This is a genomic window from Massilia sp. CFBP9026 (assembly GCF_034045165.1).
In the GTDB taxonomy this organism is placed as follows: domain Bacteria; phylum Pseudomonadota; class Gammaproteobacteria; order Burkholderiales; family Burkholderiaceae_D; genus Telluria; species Telluria arenae.
The window spans coordinates 179,433-201,078 of sequence record NZ_JAXCWH010000001.1 but is presented as its reverse complement, the minus strand read 5'-3'; the positions used below and the strand labels follow the sequence as shown (position 1 = coordinate 201,078).

Here is a 21,646-nt window from a genome sequence, read left to right as displayed (position 1 = left end):
CAAGTGAGAATTATACTCATTTGCATAATCAATCACAATATTCTTGATGGATACACCGCCTTGTCAACCCTCGAAAAGAAGGACTGCGGCAGCGTCTTACGGGGCCCTTGGCGCTGTCCTGGGGCGGCGCGCAGCCAGATCCTCTCGCCGATGATCTGACTGCTGCCCCCCTTCAGTCCGGCCGGCCGGCATGGCTGCCGCCTCGCGCTCCCCACACGGCGTAGAACAGCACGTACAGCTCGCATGCCGCCGTCAGGAGGAACGACAGTTGCAGCCCGACGGTATCGGCGAGCCAGCCTTGCGCGATGACCAGCGCCCCACCGGCAATGGCCATGATCAGCAGGCCCGCGCCCTCCTCGGTGAGCGGCCCCAGGCCCCGGATACCCAGCGTGAAGATGGTCGGGAACATCACCGAATGGAACAGGCCGACCGAGACCAGCGCCCATAGCGCGACCTGGCCGGTTCCCAGCGCGGCGACCAGCATGACCATGAAGGCGCCGATGCTGGCCATCGCCAGCACGTGCTGCGCTGCCACCCGGCGCATCAGGACGCTGCCGGCAAAACGCCCAACCATCATGCCGCCCCACATCAGGAACAGGTAATGGGCGCCCTGCTCGTGGCTCAGGTTGCCGATCTCCGGCAGCGCCACGAAGTTGATGAACAGGTTGGCGACGCCGATTTCCGCGATCAGGTAGATGAAGATCGCCGGGATGCCGAGCACCAGGTTCCGGTGGCGCCACAGCGACAGCGTGGCGCGCACTTCCTTGCTGACGCGGCGCGTGCCGGCATGCAGCGCCGGCAGCGGGAAACGCGCGATCGCCACCGCCAGCAATACCAGCACGCCCGCCACGATAAGGTAGGGCAGCTGGACCGCCTGGGCATCGGCGAGGCGCTCGGCCTGGGTAAGGACCGTGTTCGCCTGGGCGGTGCCGGAGTTCGAACGCCCCAGGATCAGATAGGCGCCGAACAGCGGCGCCAGCGTCGTGCCGAGCGAGTTGAAGGCCTGGACCAGGTTCAGGCGCGACGAGGCTGTTTCTGGCGAGCCTACCACGGTCACGTAGGGGTTGGCCGACACCTGCAGCAAGGTGATGCCGCTGGCGATGACGAACAGCGCGAACAGGGTGACGCCATACGATGGCAGCCGCGCGGCCGGGACCATCAACAGGGAGCCCACGGCCATGATGGCCAGGCCGGTCACGATCGCCCGCTTGTAGCCGACGCGCTCGATCAGCCGCGCCGACGGGATCGACGCGATGAAGTAAGCGGCGAACCAGACCGATTCGATCAGCGTCGTCTGGGTATAGCTCAGGTCAAACACGCTGCGCAGGTGCGGCAGCAGGGTGTTATTGATGACGGTGATGAAGCCCCAGATGAAGAACAGGCTCGACAGCAGCGACATGACGGCGAAGCTGCTGACCCTCACCGATCCGGGTACGGTGGAAGCTGTGCCGGAAGCGGCAGTGGGACCGGGCATGGAAGACTCCTTCAAACGGATCGATCGGAATGCTGCAACGCTCCGGTCCGCTCGCGGCTGGCGCCGACGGACCGGTCCCGCATCGTAGAGCCTTTCGTGATGGCATTCCAATCAAGAATTTGACGAGATCGATACCCGTTTTGATATCACTCCCCGCTTCTCGCAGGCCTCAGAAGTAGTAACCAGCCTGCAGATTGATGCGCCGCGTGAACCCCTGGTGCGCGGACGAGGTCGCAGCCAGGCCGCCCAGATCGGGCGACAGATAGGGATGGTGCTTGCCCATCATCAGGTCCGCATAGAACGACCACTTCCCTGCCCCGAAGCTCATCCCGGTCACGTTCTGCACCGAGTCCCGGTAGTCGCCGCTGCGCTTTTTCAGGACGCTGTAGTCGTTGTAGACCTTGAACCCGCTGAACGGGCCGATCCTGCCGGGAAGGTCGTAGCTGATGTTGGCGATATGGATGTCGCCCTTTGATGCGACCGGGAACGGATAGCCGAAACCGCCGACCAGGACGAAGCTGTTGGGGTCCAGGCCGCCATAGGTCTGCTCGGGACCGTGGGCGGTGCGGTAGCTATAGCGCATCGATTGCAGCATCACATTGACGCGGCCATAGCTGCCGCGATAGTGGACCGCCCCGGCGTGGCGCCGGGTGTCGGTGCCGCGGCCGTTGTCGATCTCGCCGGTCAGGCCGGAAAAACCGAACTGGTGGCGGCCTTCCGGCCCCAGGTTCCAGACCACGCGCCCCACCAGGGTGTTGCGCTCGCTGTCGGTCTGGCCGGTGCCGTAGCCCTGCTCATCGTCATCCTTGACGATATTGTAGGAATAGCGGTTCGAGGCGCCCGCCGTATTGCTGCCGCCGCCGTAGGAACCGCCATCGCGCGGGAAGAAGGCGAGCTGCCATTCGACAGGGCCGGGGCGGCTGATGTATTTCACGCCGAGGTCGTATTTGTCTTCGAAGCCGGCATAGAAGGCGATCGACTCGTAGAAGTTATTCGAGGCGAACGGCAGCAGGCCGAAGGGATTGCTGTCCAGGCCCACATGCAGTTCGCTCTTGTCGTCGAAGCGCACGCCGCCCCAGGCATGGCGCAGGAAATGCTGCCAGTAGTCGCCCTGCCCCTTCGGGTAATTATTGTAGCGGTACTGCGCCGAGCCGATCATCCGGCCGTCGTCGTAGTTGACGTCCAGGCGCGCCGTGTCGAGGCCGACGAAACCGCTGCGGCGATCCTTGTCCCAGCTCTTGTGGCCGTAATTGAAGCGGATCGCGCCGCCGATCGTCAGCGGCGATGCCGCTTCCTCCTGCGCGCTCCCGATCTCCTGGGCTTGAGCGGGGGCGGATGCGAGGACCGCGATGCCGGCCAGGGCGGCGCACAGGCCAGTCATCGTCTTCATTTTCATGCGAGCGCTCATGCGAGCTGAAAGCGCCGCCCTTGTCGAATCGAGGTCTTGCGGGGTAATGGTGTAGTTCAAATTCACGTAGATGTCCTGAGTGATGATCGGCGCGCCGCGGCCGGCGTCGAGCGGGCGATGGCGCAATTGACGAAGAATCCCGGGCCTACGGTCTATTGACGGCGCAGCAGAACTTGATATCGGGCGATCCATGTCGCGCGATGTGCAAGCTCCCGAGGTCGAAGTGGCCTGCGATTGCCCTCGATGACCGACACGGCCAGGCCAATGACGTCATCGTCGTGGGAATACAGGACCAGGTTCACCATTCAAGGTGACGACGCCGCACAGGGCGCCCTGCCTGGCGCATGGGGTCGATCCGGACAAGACAGCGATCTCGGACGCTGCTCAATGCGCCCCATGCTTGCCGGCGCGCTCGGCGCCGCATCGACTGGGGGGGGAACATTGACGAATGCCAGGCCATGACTGGCGGCAGAAAGACATATTGTAACCTAGCAATGCAGATTCGTACAAATGTACTTGCCTCTATTGAAACAATTACAGCCGTCCGCCTGCATCGCAGCGCCGGCCGCGCGTGCAAATCGGAGCGGCGCTTGCAGCGCCTCGCACGAGGGAAGACGCGATCCGCAAGATCAAGTCCCTCAAGGCCCACGGCCTGACTTTCGCGATCGACGATTCCGGAACCGGCTATTCGTCGCTGGCCTACTTCAAGCGGCTGCCGCTCGACATGCTCAAGATCGACCGCTCCTTCGTGCTCGACCTGACCACGAATCCCAACGATGCGGTGATTGCCCGCACCATCATCGCGCTGGGCTCCAGTCTTGGCCTGAAGGTACTGGCCGAAGGCGTGGAAACCGAGGCCCAGCGCGACTTCCTGCTCGAGGACGGTTGCCAGGCCTGCCGGGGCTGCCTGTGCGCGCGGCCGCTGGAAGCACAAGCGTTGGCGGGACTGCTGCGCAAGCACTGACCACGCCTCCCGCCCGACGCATCCATCGTCCTTCCAAGGACGCATCCAAACATTAATAGCAAACAGATGAAGCTTTCGAACGAAAGCTTTAACGCAGATACAACAAGTCTTTCGAAAAAAATCGAAAGATGTTTTGTCATCGCCGCGATTTCGCTATAGACTAAATATCGCTGTAGAAACGGCAATACCGGACGCTTTCGATATCCAAAGGACCGAAACCTTCACACGTGAGAGACAACGTGATACGAAATCAAACGAAAGCATCACTCGACTCACACCAGCTTGCCCGCGCCGTGGCCGGCGAATGGTGTGATCGCGACCGGTCCGCCTTCCCGGTGTACCTGCACTCGCCGTACTGCTCCAACAACTTATAAAAAAGGAAGCGTTTAATGAGTTCTCATATGCAATGCCGCCCGCACGCCGACAGTCACGCCCGCCTCGTGCTCAAGCCCCTGACTTCCGCCTGCCTGCTCGCACTAGCCACCCTCACGGCGCCCGCCCGCGCCCAGGAGGACGCCACCACGGTCGATCCCGACAAGGTCGAGCAGGTCGTCGTGACCGGCACCCGCGCCAGTCTGCAGCAGTCGCTGGCGCTCAAGCGCAACTCGGCTGTCGTGCAGGACAGCATCAGCGCCACTGAGCTCGGACGCTTCCCCGACAACAACGTGGCCGACTCGCTCAGCCACATCACCGGCGTGTCGATCTCGCGTACGGCCGGCGGCGAAGGCCAGCAGGTCAGCATCCGCGGCCTCGGCCCCGACTACACGATCACCACCTTCAACGGCCGCCTGCTGGGCACCGACAGCGCGGGCCGCTACTTCGCCTACGACGTGCTGCCGGCCGACGTCATCAGCGGGGCCGACGTCGTCAAGTCGACCCAGGCGCAACTGGTCGAAGGCGCCATCGGCGGCCTCGTCAACCTGCGCTCGGCCAGCCCGTTCGACCAGAAAGGCCAGCGCGGCCTGCTGCGCCTGGAAGGCGACCACAACGACATGAGCAGCCTCAACGGCAAGAAACTGTCCGGCACTTACAGCAATACCTGGAATGACAAGGTCGGCGTGCTGCTCGGCGTGGTCTACGCCAAGCGCGACGTGCGCACCGACACCGCGGGCAACGATGGCGGTTGGACCCGCAACGCCATCCCGAGCGACCCGAGCCAGTTCTGGGAGGGCGGCAACGCCTGGGGCGGCCACATCGACCCCAACGGCAACGGCATCCTCGATCCCGAAGAAGAAGGCCTGATCGGGCCAGGGCAGTTCCGCTTCGGCTCCATCATGGAGAAGAAGGAACGCATCGCCCTCTCGGGCAAGGTGGAGTGGCGCCCCACCAGCGACGTGAAAGTGATCTTCGACGGCTTCAAGACCCGCCTCGACTCGCCGCAGGTCGGCTACCAGCTGTCGTATTACCCCTTGTTCGCGCCGGGCCGCTGGTCCAATATGCAAGTCTCCAACGGTGTGGTGACCGACCTGACCCTGGACAGCACCGACCCCGAGCTGCGCCTCAATCCCGAGGTCCTGAACCAGACCGAGTACCGCGTGGTGGATACCGCCATGTACGGCACCCGGGCCGAATGGAAGGTGTCGCCGACCTTCAAGGTGGCGGCGGACGGCTACCTGTCCACCTCGGAGCGCAACTCGGGCGGCAACGACAGCTATGTCGTGCTGCGCATGAACCAGCCCAACACCACGCGCATCCGCCTCACCGGCTCTTCCGTGCCCGACGTGACGACCACGCTGGCCGACGGCCGCGACCTGCAGACCGGCCTGGCCCAGGGCCTGTTCACCGGCAACGACTTCAATACCCACTACTACAGCCGCACGGGCGACAATATCAAGGACCGCATCGGTGGCCTGACGCTGGATGCAGACTGGCGGGTAGACCGGTTCAACGTCGACAACCTGAAGTTCGGCGTCAGTCAGACCAACCGCAAGAAGTCGCGCGACATGATCAACAACGCGTTCAATGCGGGCCAGGATCATTACTCCGGCGAGAATGCGATCAATGTGGGCTCCCTGGGCAACAACGTCATCAACCAGACCCTGAGCCCAAGCGGCTTCCTGTCCGGCGTGAGCGGAAACTTCCCACGCAGCTTCCTCGGTTTCGACGTCAACAACTATGCGCAGGCACTGGCCGGCCTCGACGGCCAGCCCCGCCCGGGCGGCGGCGTCTACAGCTCGACCTTGTCGGCGCCCGCCTTCAACCCGCTGGAAAGCTACCGCGTGGAAGAGAAAACCACGGCTGCGTTCGTGCAGGCGGACATGTCGGGCGACCGCTGGTTCGCGGACGTCGGCGTGCGCCTCGTGCGCACCAGGACCAGCGCCCAGGCCTGGGACGCGAAGATCAACGACATCCTGCAGAACGGCGCGTTCAACTTCACTGCCGTCTACGCCGATCCGTCGGTCATCCAGCAAGACGCCAGCTATACCTCCGCACTGCCATCGGGTAACTTCACCTACTCGCTGACCGACAACCTGCAGCTGCGCCTCGGCGCCGCCAAGACGATGGCGCGTCCGTCGGTCGACAAGCTGGCGCCGTCCAGCACCACCGCCAGCATCTCGTGGGGCGACTTCACGCAGATCTACGGCGGCAATGCCGACCTCAAGCCGTACTCCGCACGCCAGGCCGACGTGTCGCTCGAGTGGTATTACGCCAAGAGCTCCGCACTGACCTTCGCGGTCTACCAGAAGAACATCAAGAACCAGATCACCAACCAGTGGCTGACCGGCCAGGACATCGGCGCGCCCGGTGGACGCCTGTTCAACGTGCAGCGCCCGATCAATGGCGACAGCGCCAAGGCCCGCGGCATGGAGATCGGCCTGCAGCACCTGTGGGACAACGGCTTCGGCGTGCGTGCGCAATACACGCGCAACCTGTCGAAGAGCTGGGTCGACGGCCAGGAACGCCCGCTCGAGGGCATCGCGCCGGCGACCGCCTCGGTGGGCGTCCTGTACGAGAAGGGTCCATGGAGCATGAGCGCCACGGCCGACTACACCGACTCCTTCGTCACCGCCACCAATGTGATCGGTTCGGGCTTCAACGAGATGGCCAACTCGATGACCTGGGTCACGGCCCAGATCGCCTACGAGGTGAACAAGTCGCTGCGCATCAGCCTCGAAGGCAATAACCTGTCCGATGCAGAGCAGGCGCCGAAGCTGACCAACGGCATCGTCAGCCTGCCCAACGGCTACTACCGCTATGGCCGCTCGTTCACCCTCGGTGCAAGCCTGAAGTTCTGATGCGATTTGTTGTCTCTCCCCTTGCCGCCCTGTTGTCCGGGGCGGTTCTTTTCTCGGCCCAGGCGGCGGACACCGTCGAGACCACGTTCCGCGCAACGGACGAAGAGATCGCCAATCCCGAGCGCGGCATGTATGTCTGGGCGGCGGACGACCTGGCCGCATGGACGCAAGCGCAGGCCGATGCGCAGTTCGCGGCCGGCTATCGCCTGGTCTATGCGCCGGTGCGGCTGGACCGGCATGCCGGTGGCGCGCTGCCAGCCGCCCTGCTCGATGACTTGTCCGAAGGTCTTGCCAGGGCGCGCCGGGCGGGCCTGAAGGTGATTCCGCGTTTTATCTATAACTACCCGGCGGGCGAAACCGGCTACCAGGCAGCGCAGGATGCACCGCTCGCGCGCGTCCTGGAGCACATCGGTCAGCTCGAGCCGGTGCTTGCGGCCAATGCGGACGTCATCGCCTACCTGCAGGCCGGCTTCGTCGGGGCCTGGGGAGAATGGCATACATCGTCCAACCGGCTCACCCAGCCGGAGGCGCGCACGCGTATCCGCGACGCGCTGCTCGCGGCGCTGCCGGAAGGCAGATTCCTGCAACTGCGCTACCCTCCCTATCTGATGGCGTGGGCGCCGCAGGCGCCGCGCTGGCGCGACGGCTCGAAGGCTGCGCGCATCGGCGTGCACAACGACTGCTTCCTGGCCTCTAACACGGACGTCGGCACCTATGGCGAAGACGCGCCGACACGCCAGCGCGAGCGCGACTACGTCGCGGCGCTATCAAACGTCGCACCGTTCGGCGGCGAGACCTGCAATCCGGCCGATGCGGTCGATCCGACGCCGCGCGGGAACTGCGAGGACATCCTGCGCGAAGGACGGCAGTTCGGCCTGACCTACCTGAACGACACCTATTACCGCGAGCTGTTTCATGCGCGCTGGGAGGCGCAGGGCTGCATGGCGCAAGTCAGGCGCAGCATGGGCTACCGCTTCGAGCTGGCGGCGCTGCGGCACAGCGCCACGGTCGCAGCCGGCCGGTCGGGCGACCTGGCGCTGACAGTCAGCAACCGGGGCTGGGCGCGCGCCTTCAATCCACGCGCCGTGCACGTCCTGCTCAGGCACCGCTCGACCGGCGCGGTCGTGCGCATTCCCCTGGCCCTGGTCGACCCGCGCGACTGGCTGCCGGGAACCACCAGCAAGGTGAACGCACGCCTTGCCGTACCCGCCGGCACGCCCACCGGCGCCTACGACGTACTGCTTGCATTGCCGGACGGCGCCGCCGCGCTTGCCGGCGACGTCCGCTATAGCGTGCGTCCCGCCAATGCCGCGGATGCCGCGCAGTCGCAGGGATGGGATGACGCACTGGGGGCGTTCCGCGTCGGAACGACGCTGCGCGTACAGTAAGACGAAAATTTCTTTCGATTATCATCGAATGACAACGACAATAAGGAGATATGGATGAAAGAGCGCTCGACCAGGAGGAGTCAACCCAAGCCGTGGAAACTTGTCTGCGGTAGCCTGGCTGCCGCCGTGGCCTTGTTGTGTGCGCCGGCGCATGCCGCGCCCACCGGCGACCCATTGGCCCCGGCGGGCCGCTGGGAAGGCGCCACGAGCGGCAGCGCCAGCACGCCGCCGATGGGCTGGAGCAGCTGGAACGCGTTCCGCACCGAAGTCGATGAGAGCAAGGTGCTCGGCGCCGCGCAAACGCTGGTCGACAGCGGCCTGGCCAAACTCGGCTACAAGCACGTCAACATCGATGACGGCTGGTGGGTGAAGCGCCGCACGGGCGACGGCCGGCTGCAGATCCGCACCGGCATCTTTCCATCTGCAGCCACCGGCGGGCCGAACGGGACCAGCTTCAAGCCATTCACCGACAAGCTGCATGCGATGGGCCTGAAAGCCGGCATCTACACGGATATCGGACGCAACGCCTGTTCGCAAGCCTATGACCTGCATTCGCCCAACCTGCCGCAGGGCACGACGGCCGAGCGCGAGGTGGGACTGGAGGGCCACGTCAGGCAGGACATCAACCTGTATTTCAAGGAATGGGGCTTCGACTACATCAAGATCGACGCCTGCGGGCTGGCCGACTTCCTGCCGGGCTCGGACCTGGTGAAAAAACAGGACTACCGCGCGGCGGCGCCGCTGATCGAACGCGGCTCGATCAACCGCACCGATATCAAGGCGGTGCGCGCGCGCTACGAAGACGTGGCCGCGGCGCTCAAGGAAGCGCGGCCGAACAATGACTATGTGCTGTCGATCTGCGCCTGGGGCATGGCGAACGTGCGCACCTGGGGCAAGGACGTCGGCAACCTGTGGCGCACCAGCGCCGACATCACGCCGAGCTGGACCAGCATGCTGCACAACTTCGACAGCGCGGCCAAGCGCGCGCTGTACGCCGGCCCGGGCCAATGGAACGACCCGGACATCCTGCACATCGGCCACGGTGAATTCGATGTCGCCAACCCGGTCGAAGTGCGCTCGCATTTCTCGTTGTGGGCGATGATCAACGCGCCGCTGCTGCTCAGCTATGACCTGCGCAACGGACCGGCCTCCTTCCTCGAAGTCATCGGCAACGCCGAGGTGGTCGGCCTGAACCAGGACAAGGCGGGACACCAGGGCGTGGTCACCTACGACTCGGACGATGCGCAGATCATCGTCAAGACGCTGGGCAACGGCGAGCGCAAGGCGGTGGCCTTGTTCAACCGCGGCGCCTCGCCGGCGCCGGTGACCCTGCTGGCAGGCCACCTCAAGTTGTCCGACAGCGCACCGGTGACCCTGCGCGATCTGTGGTCGAAACAGAGCGCGACCTTCACCGGCGAAAAGGAATTCGTGCTCGCGCCGCACGAGACGCTGGTGTTCGAAGCGACCGGCAAGCGGCAGCTGGAAAACGGCGTGTACCTGTCGGAGATCCCGGGCGCGATCAACGTCGCCGTCGACGGCACCCGGCAACCGCAACTCGATCCGACCGTCCACCGCATGATCGACCCATGGTCGAGCACCCGCTCCGGCGGCTCGCGTCCCCAGTACGCGGGCTGGGGTGGCGCGCAGGCGGATACGACGCCGTATGGCCAGAGCCTGGAGGTGGCGGGACAGGTGTTCGAGTCGGGGCTCGGCGTGCTGTCGAATTCGCGGCTGCAGGTGAAGAACGATGGCGGCTATGCACAGTTGACGGCATCGGTCGGCGTGGACGATTCGACCGAGAACACCCGGCAGCCGGTGCGCTTCTATGTGTATGGCGATGGAAAGCTGTTGGCCGAAAGCGCGCCGGTGGCGTTTGGAACCAAGGCGCCTCGATTGAACGCCGATGTACGCGGCATCAAAGTGATTGAACTTGTGGTGCGCGGATCAAAGACGGACGACGCGCCGCCTGTGGTTGCGACCTGGGGGGATGCTCAATTGACGCGTGACGCCGGATCCTTGACTACTGCCCAACGCAGATAATCTTGGTGTCGTATTCGTGGGCATTGCCTTTCTTCTTGGCAGCCCAGTCGATAACTTCCTGAGCTTCGGCCACCGTCATGACGGTGGCTTTTTCTTTGTTCTTGATGAAGGATACACCTTCGAACTTGCCTTCTTTGCTGCGCATTACTTTGGCGAATACGGGCGGCTTGCCCTCCTCGGTGCGCTTTTTTTGCTGGACGAGGTAACGCTGGTCGGTGGTTTCCATGCGAATGTCTTATACGTGGTGGATCAAGACCGCATTTTACGGCGTGCGATTGGTCCAAGGCCAGAAACCCAACGGTCATTCACTGGAATATTCGAGCCCTTTCGTCGCGGGTCATTGCCGGCAAGACGGGTATTGTCAAATCTACAGATCGCCATGTTACAATTGTCGCTACTGGCGGTGCGCCTACCGTACCATGCGCGCATGAACAGTTTCAATCGAATGGGCAGGCGATGACTTTCGCCAGCGATCAACAAGGCGCCGGGGTCGGCCTTTCCGAGGCGGCGCAGCGCATGCTCGACTTGCGCGACGCCGTCTTTGCCACCTGGGAAGCACGCGTGCGCGAACGGATCGTGCAGGCGCGTGATGTCCAGCATCCCATTCTCATCGACACCTTGCCTGTCTTCTACGACAACATCGCCCAGAGCATCAGCCCCGACTATCCGCGCCTCACGGCGGTCGACGGCACTTCGGTGGCTGCCGAACACGGCGGCGAACGGGCGCGGGTCACCGTCTACGATCATGCGGCGCTGATCGAGGAGTACCAGATCCTGCGTTGGGCCATCTTCGAGGTATTGCAGCGCGAGCAGGTCGACATCGGTCAGCACGAGGCCCGCACGATCCACGCCTCGATCGACGCGGGCATCCAGGAAGCGGTCGAGGCATTCTCGCTGGTGCACAGCGGCTTTCGCGAGCGCTTTGCCGCCGCGCTCACCCACGATATGCGCGGCCCGCTGACGGCTTCCATGTCGGCGCTCGAACTCATCCTTCTGAGCAATGACCTGACACGCGTCAAGACCGTGGCCGCCAAGGCGCTCACCAATCTGCAGCGCATGGCCGCCATGGTGGACGAGCTGCTCAATACCATGGCTTTCCACAGCGGCGAGAGCATCCAGCTGGCACTGGCCAAGGTCGACATCTGGGAGGTCGCAAAGGAAGTCCAGACCGACGCCCTGGCGGCGCACGGACCCCGTATCCATCTCGATGGCCGTTCCATCGGCGGCTGCTGGGACCGCGCGGCGCTCAAGCGCGCGGTGGAGAACCTGGTCTCGAACGCGGTCAAGTACGGCGCCGCTGGCTCGCCGGTCACCATTCGCCTGGGCAACGTCCACGAGCGCTTGCTGCTGACCGTGCATAACGAAGGCGAGCCGATTCCACCGGACGAACTGGAATGCATCTTCCAGATGTACCGCCGCGCCGAAGCCGCCTTGCGCGGCCAGCGCCAGGGTTGGGGAATCGGCCTTCCCTACGTCAGGGCGGTAGCCGAAAGCCATGGCGGCAGCATTGGACTGGACAGCAGCGCGGAACGGGGGACCACTTTCGTCATCGATATTCCGATGGATGCGCGCCTGGTCCGGTCGGCGCCCACCCTGCAAACGACGGACGTCTGAGCGCAAGCTGTAGCCATCACACTCGCGCATGCGCTGGCCCATGCACCGGCGGATTCGGACTGAAACCTGATTCGTCGAAATACACCGACTCGCACCAGGGTTATGGTCGAGCCGGGACAATCCGGCGAATCGCTCATCGCCTCCAGCCCTCCCCGCAGGCCACGAGCCGCATCACCAGCGGACGCTTCATCTATTTCCCCCGCGCCGCAATGATCAGTTACACCCAGGACGGCGTGTAGAGCAGAACATTTACACATTTTTGATAATGAGATATCATTCTCATTAAGGAGGAGCATCGTCCTGACGGCCCCTGTGCGTCTCCGATTCCCGCATCGCGGCGCCCCGCCTTCACCACCTCACCCAATGATCAGAAGCGACCACCTGACCAAACGCTACGGCGAGCGCACCGTCGTCAACGACCTTAATCTGCACGTGCCGGCCGGACAGGTTTATGCGCTGCTCGGGCCGAACGGCGCCGGCAAGTCCACCACCATCGGCTGCCTGCTGGGATTCGTGAAACCTGACCACGGCCGCATCACCCTTGCCGGCTCGCCCCTTCCCCCGGCCGAGGCGGCAATCCTCCACGCCGCCTATATCGCTGAAAACGTCGCCCTGTACGAGCGCCTTACCGGCGTCGAGAACGTCGACTTCTTCATGCGCCTGCTGGGTCGCCGCCTCCCCACGAGCGAGATCGAAGCGCTGCTGGCGCGTGTTGGCTTGCCCAAGCACGCCTGGCACCGGCAGGCGCATGGCTATTCAAAAGGCATGCGCCAGAAGGTCGGCATCGTGATGGCGCTGGCCAAGGGTGCGAGCGTATTGGTACTGGATGAACCGACTTCGGGCCTCGACCCTGAAGCCAGCGTCGCTTTCGGCGAACTGATCCGCGCGGTGGCGGACGACGGCGCGGCGGTGATCATGGCCACCCACGATTTGCTGCGCGCCCAGGAACTGGCCGACCGCTGCGGGCTGCTGGTCGGCGGCCACCTGGTCAGCGAATGGAAACTCGGAGAATTGAATGCAGGCGAACTCGAACGCAATTACCTCGACAGTCTCGCGGCCCGTGCCTGACGCCGTGTGGCGCCACGCCTTCGTCGGCGCCTGGCAGGCCGACTGGCGCGAGCGCCGGCGCGACTGGCGGGTGGGCCTGGTGCTGGCGCTCGGCCTGGCGCTGGCCGCCTGCGCCGCGCTGCTGGCTTCGCTCGACCTCGACCGCACCCGCGCCGCGCGCGCGGTGGCGGCCGATGCCGAGGCCCAGCGCTGGGTCCACCAGGGCAGCAAGAACCCCCACTCCGCCGCCCATTATGGCGTGTACGTTTTCAAGCCGCTGCCGACGCTGGCGGCGCTCGATCCCGGCATCGAGCACTATGTCGGCACCAGCGTGTGGCTCGAAGCGCACCGTCAGAACGATATGGTGTACCGCCCTGCTGCCGACGGCGCGGGGGCCGATCGCCAGTTTCGCCTCAGCCCGGCCCTGATGCTGCAGGTGCTGGCCCCGGCCGCCATGATCTTCCTGGGTTTCGGCATGTTCGCCGCCGAGCGCGAGCGTGGCATGCTGCCCGCGCTGCGCCTGAACGGCGCGCCGCTGCGCGCGATCGCCACCGCGCGCGGCGCCCTCCTGCTCTGCCTGGCATTGACCATGTCGCTGCCGGCGATCGTCGCCATCGCGGCCGTGAAGTGGCACGCCGGCGGCGCCGAGCCGGTGGCCGACGCCGCTATGCGCGGGGTGCTATTCGCGGCCGGCTACCTGGTCTATCTAACCACCTGGGCCGCGCTGGTGACAGCCGTATCGGCCTTTGCCCGGACCCTGCGCGCCAGCCTGGCGCTACTGGTCACGCTGTGGATCGTCGCGACCCTGGTGCTGCCGCGCGCCGCGGTCGAACTGGCGCAGTCGGCGGCGCCCCTGCCGTCGATGCAGGCCTTCCGCCAGGCGGTCGACGAAGAACTCGGCATGCCCGACGACCCGGCCGAGGCCGAGCGCCACCAGCAGCAGCTGCTCAGCCAGTATGGCGTCGACGATGTCGCCGACCTCCCGGTCAACTGGGCCGGCATCAGCCAGTTGCGCAGCGAGGCCCACGGCAACGAGGTGTTCGACCGCCACTACGGTCCGCTGTTCGCGGCGATGGCCGCGCAGGACCGGGCGGTGGCGCTGGCGTCCTGGCTGTCGCCGGCGGTGGCGATCGGCGGCCTGTCGAGCCGGCTGGCGGCGAGCGACAACGCCAGCCATACCGAATTCATGCAGGCGGCCGAGGCGCACCGGCGCCTGATGCAGGACTTGCTCAACAGCGACCTAGCACGCAATCCCGACCGTGGCGGCGTCAAGTACCAGGCCGGCGAAGCGCTGTGGCGCAGTATTCCGCCGTTCCGATTCACCTACGCCGCGCTCGACATGGGCGAGGTGCTGGCGCGCTGGATGCTGCCGCTGCTGGCCGGCCTCGCCGCGGGCCTGGCGCTGGCCGCCGCCGCCCTGCGCCGCCTGCGCACCGGGAGCGTCAAATGATGTCCATCCTTGCCCTGGCGCGTTTCGACCTGCGCGCCCTGCTGCGCGAGCGCGGCACGCTGCTGCTGATCGCCGCAGCCCTGCTGCTGGCGCTGTACGGCCTGTTCGAGGGCGCGCGCTTCCAGCGCCATGCCCAGGCCGCGCAGCAGGCAGCGCTCACCCAGGAAGCCGGCGCGCGCGGCGCCGCCAAGGAACTGGCGGCGCGGTACTTCGCCGATCCGGACGACCCGGCCTTCGCCGGTATGCGTTACTTCCGCACCCCGGTCGACATCCGTGGCTACGCCTTCCGCGAGCACGTCGGATTCGCGGCGCTGCCCGCGCTGCCCGGCGCCGCGCTGGCGATCGGCCAGGCCGACATCCAGCCCGGCTATGTGCGCGTGCGCGCCGAGTCGATGGAATCGGTGCGCACCGCCACCGAGATCGAGCATCCGGCGCGCCTGGCGACCGGGCGCTACGACCTGATGTTCTTCGTGGTCTACCTGTGGCCGCTGGTGCTGCTGACCTTGTCGGCTTCGGTGCTGACCCAGGACCGCGAGAGCCTGCGCCTGCGCAGCCTGCTGCTGCAGGGAGTCGGCAGCAGCCGCATCCTGTTTACCCAGGCCGGCGCCCGCAACCTGCTCGCCACGGCGCTGCTGGTGGCGACCGTCGCTGGCGCGGCGTTGCTCGGCGGCGCCGTGCCGCGCGATGGCGCTGGCCTCGCCGCGCTGGGCAGCTGGAGCGCCATCGTGCTGCTGTATTCGGCCTTCTGGACCGCGGTCGGCGCCGCCGTGTGCGCGGCCTGCGCGAACCGCATGAGCGCGATCTTCGCCGGCTTCGGCCTGTGGCTGCTGTTCGCGATCGTGCTGCCCGCCGCGCTCGACGCCGGCGCGCGCATGGCTGCGCCGGTGCCGCCGCGCGAGCGCTATGTCCAGGCGACGCGCGATGCGCTCGACCAGGTCAACGCCAACACGGCCAGCAGCATGGCGCGCTTCTACGACAGCCACCCGGAATGGAAGCCGCAGCGCACCGCCCCCGGCGACGTATCGTCGAACGTCTCGCGCCTGCACCGTGCCGAAGAGGTGGAGCGCACCATGGCCGGCGTCGAGCGCGAGTTCGCCGCTGCCAGGGATGCGCGCAGCGCCTTGTTCGCGCGCCTGAGCCTCGTGAGTCCGGTGACGCTGGCGAATGGCGCTTTCTCCCGGCTCGCCGGCAACGACGGCGCGCGCCACGCGCGTTTCGTCGGCGAGGTCGCGCGCCACCAGCATGCGCTGCGCGACTGGTTCCAGGGCGCTATCCAGCGCGCCGCGCTCGGTGATGAGCGCTCGCCCTGCCCGCGCACCTGCCTGGGCGGCTACGGCTTTCGCGACTTCGACGCGGTGCCGCGCTTCACCCCTTCTGAAGGACTGGGGCAGCCGGCCGCCATGCCGCCGCGCGCCTGGCTGCTGGCGGCATGGGCTGCCTGCTTCATCGCACTGGCGCTGTTCGCGCTGCGCCGCGAACGCCGGCGCCAACGCGGCTGATTTTTAAATATTTCCCCCTCACGTTTCTGGAGTAGTCATCTTGCAATCCGTTACCCGTCCCACCGTCTGCGCTACGCCCCTGCGCGCGATTCCGCATGCCGTCATGCTCAGCTGCGCGCTGGCCGCGCCGGCGCTGGCAGAGGATATGACCGCCGCGCCCGCCGACCCGGCCCAGGTCGTCGAAGTCAAGGGGCAGCGTAGTGAGGACGAGCGCCTGGCGCCGGGCACCGGCGCCAGGTCGTTGCCCGGCGGCGTCACCACGGTGACCGCCAAAGACCTGGCCACACTGGACATCGGCCGTGACATTTCGAACGTGTTCCGGCGCGTGCCGGGCGTGGTCGCCAACAATATCGACCAGGGCGACACCGGCAACGGCTTTCGCATGCGCGGCTTCGCCACCCAGGGCACGCACGGCGCCGACACCGCGATCTACATCGATGGCGTGCCGCAGAACATCCCGTCCAGCCAGGGTGGCGCGGGCCACGGCCCGGCATTCCTCGAGTGGATGACCGGCGACATGATCGACACGATCGACGTCATCAAGGGACCCGTCTCGGCCCTGTATGGCGACCAGAATCGCGCCGGCGCGGTGGCGATCCGTACCCGCGAAGGCGGCGCAGCCACGCCATCGAGCGCCACGGCGACCGTGGAAAGCTATGGCGGTCGACGTGGCTCGCTGGTGCTCTCCAGCGAGCACGGCAAGCTGCGCTCACTGGTCGTGGCCGACCGCTACAGCCTCGATGGCTTCCGCCACGGCGCCTTTACCGATCGCAGCAACCTGTTCTGGAAGCTGTCGACCACGATCGGCGACGGGGTCTACAGCCTGCGCGCCACCTATTACAAGTCCGACTTCGCCGGCGCCGGCTACCTGTCGTTGCCGGCCATGGAAGCCGGGCTCGATCCGCATTCGACGATGTACGACCTGCCCGGCTTTGGCGCCGCCCAGCGCAAGACGCTGGTGTTCAACCGCCGTCCGGCCTCCGGCGAGGCCGGCTGGTTCGCCACTGCCTACGCCGAGGACTTCGAGCGCAGCCGCGCGATCCAGACCAGCACCACCCAGCACACCTATGGCTACGACGACCGCGGCATCTACGGCGCGCGCGGCGGCAATACCTGGACCTTCGGCGACGCAGCCGTGCTGACGCTGGGCGCCGAGGCGCGCAAGGACAAGGGCGATGCGTATCGCCAGCAATACCGCGACCGCCAGCCGACCGCCAACTACGTCAACAACCAGGACCTGGACCTGCTGACCTACGGCGTGTTCGTGCAGGGCCAGTACCGGGTACTGCCCACCGTCAAACTGCATGGCGGCGCGCGTTACGACCGGTTCGACTACGACCTGGTCAACCTCAAGCTGCCGGCCGCATCGACCGGCTACAAGGGTTCGGTGCTCACGCCGAAGTACGGCGCGATCTGGAACGTCGTGCCCGACGTGGAACTGTACGCCAATATCGCGCAGGGCTTCCGCTCGCCGGCTGCCGAGCAGATCAGCACCAGCGGCAGCCTGGGACCGCTGGGCGCCCCGGGCGGACGCATCAACGCCGGCATCGATCCGAGCCGGGTCCGCTCGCACGATGTCGGTTTCAACGCCAGGCCCCTCGGCGGCCTGAGCGTGTCCGGCGCGTTCTACTATATCCAGAACGACGACGAGATCGTCAACACGGCGCCCGACGTGTTTGTCGCTTCGGGCCAGACCACCCGCCGCGGCGTGGAGCTCGACCTGCGCTACCAGTTCAGCAGCGCCTTCAGTACCTACCTGAATTACGGCCGCATCCTGCGCGCGCAACTGGACAACCCGGCCCCCGGCGCCGGCGCCCGCCTGTCGGTGCCGGAACACACCTGGAAGGCCGGCGCCCAGTACCGCAGCGCACTGGGACCGGGCCGGCTGACGCTTGCCGGCGACGTGTATGTCACGGCCGGCAATCCCTACTACATGGGCACGCCGCTATATCAACGCGGTATGCCGACCTATGTGCGCCACGACGTCAAGGCGACCTACGACATCGGCAAGTTCCAGGGTGCGCTGTTCGCGACGCTGCAGCCGCACAAGTTCGCCAGCGACATCGCCTATGGCACGGCGGGCGCTCTGGTGGTCACTACCGTGCCGCAGGCCAGCGGGGGTGCGTCGCTACGGTATTTCTTCTGACGCGACCGAAGGCGAAGGGGAAAGCGACTGACGGGGCGTTCGTCTAATGCAGGCAACTGCGCTTGTGCAGATACATTTCCCGGTCCGCAGACTGCACATAGTCGAGCAATGCCGTGCCGCTGCCCGGATCGCATTGCACCGCGCCGGCGCTCACCCCGAGCAGGTAAGTGCGTTCCTGCATCAGGTTGAACGCGCGCAGATTGTCCTGAAGCCGTGCCAGTATCACGCGCGGATGCGCGTCGTCGAGTGCGAATGCGACGAACTCGTCGCCACCGAAGCGTGCCAGCACGTCGCTGTCGCGCAGGGATTCGCGCAGCACGCTGGCCGCGTCCTGGATCAGCCTGTCGCCGGTGGCGTGGCCGAGCCGATCGTTCACCAGCTTGAGGCCGTCGATGTCGGCATAGATCACGGCGCAGCCGGTCTGCTTGCGCCGGGCCAGCTTGAACATGTGCTCGGCCTGGGCGAAGAAGCCGCGCCGGTTGTTCAGGCCGGTCAGGACGTCGGTCAGCGCAAGCGCGCGCGTTGCAACGTCGGATTCGTCGCGACGCGCCAGTTCGTCGGCATGCGCCAGGGCGCTGCCCGCCATCTGTTCGTATTGAACCGATACCAGGGCCTCGAGCGAGGTGCGCGCCGAGATCCTGCCCAGGGTCGCGATGGACAATTCGAGAATCGTGCCCAGCAGGCTGTGCCGTTCATCCCAGGTGTCCGGCGCCGCGTCGCCCGTCCAGCCGGCGGCCAGCACGGCCATGGTGTGCCGGCTCGGCACGCCAACCAGCATCGTCCGCCGGTCCACCATCGCTGCATGTTCCGGTCCGCTGTCCAGGCGGGCCAACGCCATGCGGTACCAATCGTGGTCTGACGTCGCCTTGCCCGGCCTGCCCTCACGGTCGAAATCGATGCATTCGTTGATCTCGCCACGCACCAGCAGCAAGGCACTGTCGATGTGCGCCAGTTCGGCCATGGCCCGGCCTGCCAGCGCCAGCGCGGCGCCGGGCTTGTCGACTTGCATCAATTCACGCGACATGGTGAGCAATGCGCGCAATTGCCGCGCTTCCAGGTCTGGACTCGGTTCGGTCATGTGTGTCATCGGTAGCTCTCCGCTTGCGTTTGGTCCGCAGCCACGGCTGCGGCTTATTGATCGTCTGGTGACGACGGGGTAATCGCTTCCGAGACCGATTGTCCCTCGCTCTCCCGGCGGCGCAGGCCGGGATGGCCGAGCACGCGCGCAATCACATGCTCGGGAACCTGCTTGTAGCGCATGTATCGAATAGCGAGTTCGGCATTGCGCGCTGCCAGGATATTCAGCCCGCGTGCGACGGCATTCGCTGCGGGCCCGTCCCGGCGCCGCTGGCGCTCGTTGATCAGCATCGATTCTCCATCACAATCGGCCGAAACTGAGCGACACATCGGAATAATGCCTGCAACTGTTTCAAACGCCAGTGCGATCGATCATACGCGCCGCATTGCCAGGGGACCAGCGCTTTTCGTAACGGTGCATCGGGCATGCCGTCCGCCATCGCCGCGGGCGGATGGCGGCCGTGGCGCCGTGGCCGGCCTCAGGCCTCAGGCCTCAGGCCACATGCAACAGCACGGCGATATAGTGGCAAATACTGCCGGCCAGGACGAACAGATGCCAGATCCCGTGACCATGGCGCACCCTATGGTCGGTGGCATAAAACACGATACCGGCCGTGTAGCACAAGCCGCCCGCAGCCAGCCAGGCAAAGCCGGCGCGGCCGAGCGCATCCACCAGAGGAACGGTACAGACGATGGCGAGCCAACCCATCACGACGTAGATGACGAGCGACAGCACGCGCCGCCGTCCGGCATACAGGAGCTCCTGCGCGATACCGAGCACGGCCAGGGTCCAGACCACGCCGAACATGGCCCAGCCGATGGCACCGCGCAGCGCCACCAGCGTGAATGGCGTGTACGTGCCCGCGATCAGCAGGTAGATCGCGCAATGGTCCATCTTGCGCAGTACGTCCTTGGTTGCGCCGCGCAGGCTGTGATACAGGGTAGAGGTCAGGTAGAGCAGCAACAGCGTGACCGCGTAGATGCTGAAGCTGACGACCTTCCAGACATCGCCGCTGCGCGCCGCCACGTGCACCAGCAGCACGCCGCCCACGACCGCGGCCACCGCCCCCACGGCATGGGTGATGCTGTTGAAGCGTTCACCTTGGACCATGCGCCGCCTTTCGCATGCAAGGCCCGGCCTGCGTGCGGACAGCCTTGCATGGCCGGCCAGGGTGCGTCACTCGGGTAAGCGATGCCCGAAAACAGGGATTGCGGTGCGCGCGACCCGCCGCCGCCATGGCCGGGTCAGCACACGCAGCGCCACCTCCAGCGAAACGTGATTTGTCGCCAGCGCTTCGGCTGTGGCTCGGATGCCGCGAGCGCGATGGTTGCTCACGATCGCATCGATCAAGATGGCATTCAGGCGATCGATACGGGTATGCATTTGCCAGTCTAGCATTCCCCCCGATGAACACAAGTATTATATTTTTTGCCAGATGAAGCGGGTACATGGTTTCGTGCTACTGTGGTTTCCTGACCAAGGAGCATTCCATGCACGCCGAGCCAAAATCCCATTACAAAGGCTATACCATTGTGGCGAATCCGGTCGAAACGATCCGCAGACGCTTCATGGCCATTTTCACGATCTATGAAAGCGAACATGCGACTTTCCCCCTCTGCCATCACCAGGCGACCGGGACCAAGGGCTTCCTGACCGTCGAAGAAGCCGTCAACAGTTCCTTCGACAATGCGCGCAAGTGGATCGACAACCGACACATTCCACATATTCATTGAAGCGCCGGCATGCTTTTGCGTGCTCGCGCGCCTGTCCAGTCCCGCACCGACAGCGGCATGGCGACCATCCAGCGCCACTTTCACCCATGGCCGGCAAAGGTTCGTAGGGCGCTCCCATTGGTACGATGCGCGCGTCCGACCCGCACAATATGCGTCAACATTCGGGCAATCATGCAAAACCGCGCTGACACGAACCCCATGGAATTCACCATGCTCGACGAGCCATACCTTGGCTATAGCATCGAGTGGGCAACCACGCCGTCGCAGAATCAGCCCGAGATGTGGCTGGGACACTTCCACGCGTTCAAGCAAGGGGAGCGCACGGTCAGAGGTTCGCTCGTCAATCCACAACGCAGCGCCGCGAACGCACACCTGAGCGTGATCCGCATCGCAAAAGCCAGGATCGATGCGGCGCTTCTCCGACACTCCCCTCGCCCGCCCGGCTGAACCACGGCCGCCCGCGCCATGTCCATGCTGTCCGAAAGCGAGCGGGGCTCTTCCTGCAGAGTTTCGTGACCGGTATCCCAGCCCGCGCGCATTGCCCGCTGCCAGGCGCGCCGTTGGCCCGG

General features: G+C 65.6%; 18 protein-coding genes. 11 read left to right on the top strand and 7 right to left on the bottom strand.

Annotated elements, in window-relative coordinates; all coding sequences use genetic code 11:
* Positions 1-172: 172 nt before the first annotated feature.
* Positions 173-1,474, bottom strand: a complete 1,302-nt coding sequence (locus SOM28_RS00890; RefSeq protein WP_320466869.1) for a sugar MFS transporter — start codon at positions 1,472-1,474, stop codon at positions 173-175.
* 169 nt (positions 1,475-1,643) lie between these two features.
* A complete protein-coding gene (locus tag SOM28_RS00885) occupies positions 1,644-2,870 on the bottom strand; it encodes a hypothetical protein (protein WP_320466868.1) in 1,227 nt (408 codons plus the stop codon).
* A gap of 583 nt (positions 2,871-3,453) precedes the next feature.
* On the opposite strand from SOM28_RS00885, the gene SOM28_RS00880 reads away from it, so the two are divergent.
* From SOM28_RS00880 to SOM28_RS00865, 4 genes are all read left to right on the top strand, one after another.
* Positions 3,454-3,846 carry an EAL domain-containing protein gene (locus SOM28_RS00880; RefSeq protein ID WP_414675114.1) on the top strand — a complete coding sequence of 131 codons (393 nt, stop codon included), beginning with the start codon at positions 3,454-3,456 and terminating at the stop codon, positions 3,844-3,846.
* Positions 3,847-4,235: 389 nt separating this feature from the next.
* Positions 4,236-7,082, top strand: coding sequence for a TonB-dependent receptor (locus tag SOM28_RS00875; protein ID WP_320466867.1), 2,847 nt, complete (start codon positions 4,236-4,238; stop codon positions 7,080-7,082).
* Entirely contained in the window at positions 7,082-8,470 is a 1,389-nt protein-coding gene (locus tag SOM28_RS00870) for a DUF4832 domain-containing protein (RefSeq protein ID WP_320466866.1), read from the top strand. The genes SOM28_RS00875 and SOM28_RS00870 overlap by 1 nt, the downstream gene beginning before the upstream one ends.
* A 54-nt stretch (positions 8,471-8,524) precedes the next feature.
* Entirely contained in the window at positions 8,525-10,510 is a 1,986-nt protein-coding gene (locus SOM28_RS00865; protein ID WP_320466865.1) for an NPCBM/NEW2 domain-containing protein, read from the top strand.
* Here the strand turns inward: SOM28_RS00865 and SOM28_RS00860 are convergent.
* Complete coding sequence (locus SOM28_RS00860; protein WP_123069607.1) at positions 10,491-10,736, bottom strand: hypothetical protein; 246 nt, start codon at positions 10,734-10,736, stop codon at positions 10,491-10,493. The genes SOM28_RS00865 and SOM28_RS00860 overlap by 20 nt on opposite strands.
* A 230-nt stretch (positions 10,737-10,966) precedes the next feature.
* Here SOM28_RS00860 and SOM28_RS00855 point away from each other — a divergent pair, with 230 nt between their 5' ends.
* From SOM28_RS00855 to SOM28_RS00835, 5 genes are all read left to right on the top strand, one after another.
* Positions 10,967-12,124, top strand: coding sequence for a sensor histidine kinase (locus SOM28_RS00855; RefSeq protein ID WP_320466864.1), 1,158 nt, complete (start codon positions 10,967-10,969; stop codon positions 12,122-12,124).
* A gap of 363 nt (positions 12,125-12,487) precedes the next feature.
* A complete protein-coding gene (locus SOM28_RS00850; RefSeq protein WP_123069606.1) occupies positions 12,488-13,192 on the top strand; it encodes an ABC transporter ATP-binding protein in 705 nt (234 codons plus the stop codon).
* The gene (locus SOM28_RS00845) at positions 13,140-14,621 is read left to right on the top strand and encodes a DUF3526 domain-containing protein (protein ID WP_320466863.1); all 1,482 of its coding nucleotides are present in this window, start codon (positions 13,140-13,142) and stop codon (positions 14,619-14,621) included. Before SOM28_RS00850 ends, SOM28_RS00845 begins: the two co-directional genes overlap by 53 nt.
* Positions 14,618-16,120 (top strand): DUF3526 domain-containing protein, encoded by a 1,503-nt coding sequence (locus SOM28_RS00840; protein WP_320466862.1) that lies wholly within the window; start codon positions 14,618-14,620, stop codon positions 16,118-16,120. Before SOM28_RS00845 ends, SOM28_RS00840 begins: the two co-directional genes overlap by 4 nt.
* A 40-nt stretch (positions 16,121-16,160) precedes the next feature.
* Positions 16,161-18,266: a TonB-dependent receptor gene (locus SOM28_RS00835; RefSeq protein WP_320466861.1), complete on the top strand. Its 2,106-nt coding sequence runs from the start codon at positions 16,161-16,163 to the stop codon at positions 18,264-18,266.
* Between the two features lie 43 nt (positions 18,267-18,309).
* On the opposite strand, the gene SOM28_RS00830 is transcribed toward SOM28_RS00835, so the two are convergent.
* The 4 genes from SOM28_RS00830 to SOM28_RS00815 form a co-directional block, all read right to left on the bottom strand.
* The gene (locus SOM28_RS00830; RefSeq protein WP_320466860.1) at positions 18,310-19,353 is read right to left on the bottom strand and encodes a GGDEF domain-containing protein; all 1,044 of its coding nucleotides are present in this window, start codon (positions 19,351-19,353) and stop codon (positions 18,310-18,312) included.
* 44 nt (positions 19,354-19,397) lie between these two features.
* The gene (locus SOM28_RS00825; protein WP_320466859.1) at positions 19,398-19,634 is read right to left on the bottom strand and encodes a hypothetical protein; all 237 of its coding nucleotides are present in this window, start codon (positions 19,632-19,634) and stop codon (positions 19,398-19,400) included.
* Between the two features lie 202 nt (positions 19,635-19,836).
* Entirely contained in the window at positions 19,837-20,454 is a 618-nt protein-coding gene (trhA, locus tag SOM28_RS00820) for a PAQR family membrane homeostasis protein TrhA (RefSeq protein WP_320466858.1), read from the bottom strand.
* Between the two features lie 66 nt (positions 20,455-20,520).
* Positions 20,521-20,727, bottom strand: coding sequence for a hypothetical protein (locus tag SOM28_RS00815; RefSeq protein WP_148043993.1), 207 nt, complete (start codon positions 20,725-20,727; stop codon positions 20,521-20,523).
* A gap of 107 nt (positions 20,728-20,834) precedes the next feature.
* Between SOM28_RS00815 and SOM28_RS00810 the strand changes: the two genes are divergently transcribed.
* Together SOM28_RS00810 and SOM28_RS00805 are read left to right on the top strand one after the other, a co-directional pair.
* Positions 20,835-21,077 carry a hypothetical protein gene (locus SOM28_RS00810; RefSeq protein WP_123069600.1) on the top strand — a complete coding sequence of 81 codons (243 nt, stop codon included), beginning with the start codon at positions 20,835-20,837 and terminating at the stop codon, positions 21,075-21,077.
* A 198-nt stretch (positions 21,078-21,275) separates the two neighbouring features.
* Positions 21,276-21,524, top strand: a complete 249-nt coding sequence (locus SOM28_RS00805; protein ID WP_148043992.1) for a hypothetical protein — start codon at positions 21,276-21,278, stop codon at positions 21,522-21,524.
* The last annotated feature ends 122 nt before the right edge of the window (positions 21,525-21,646 follow it).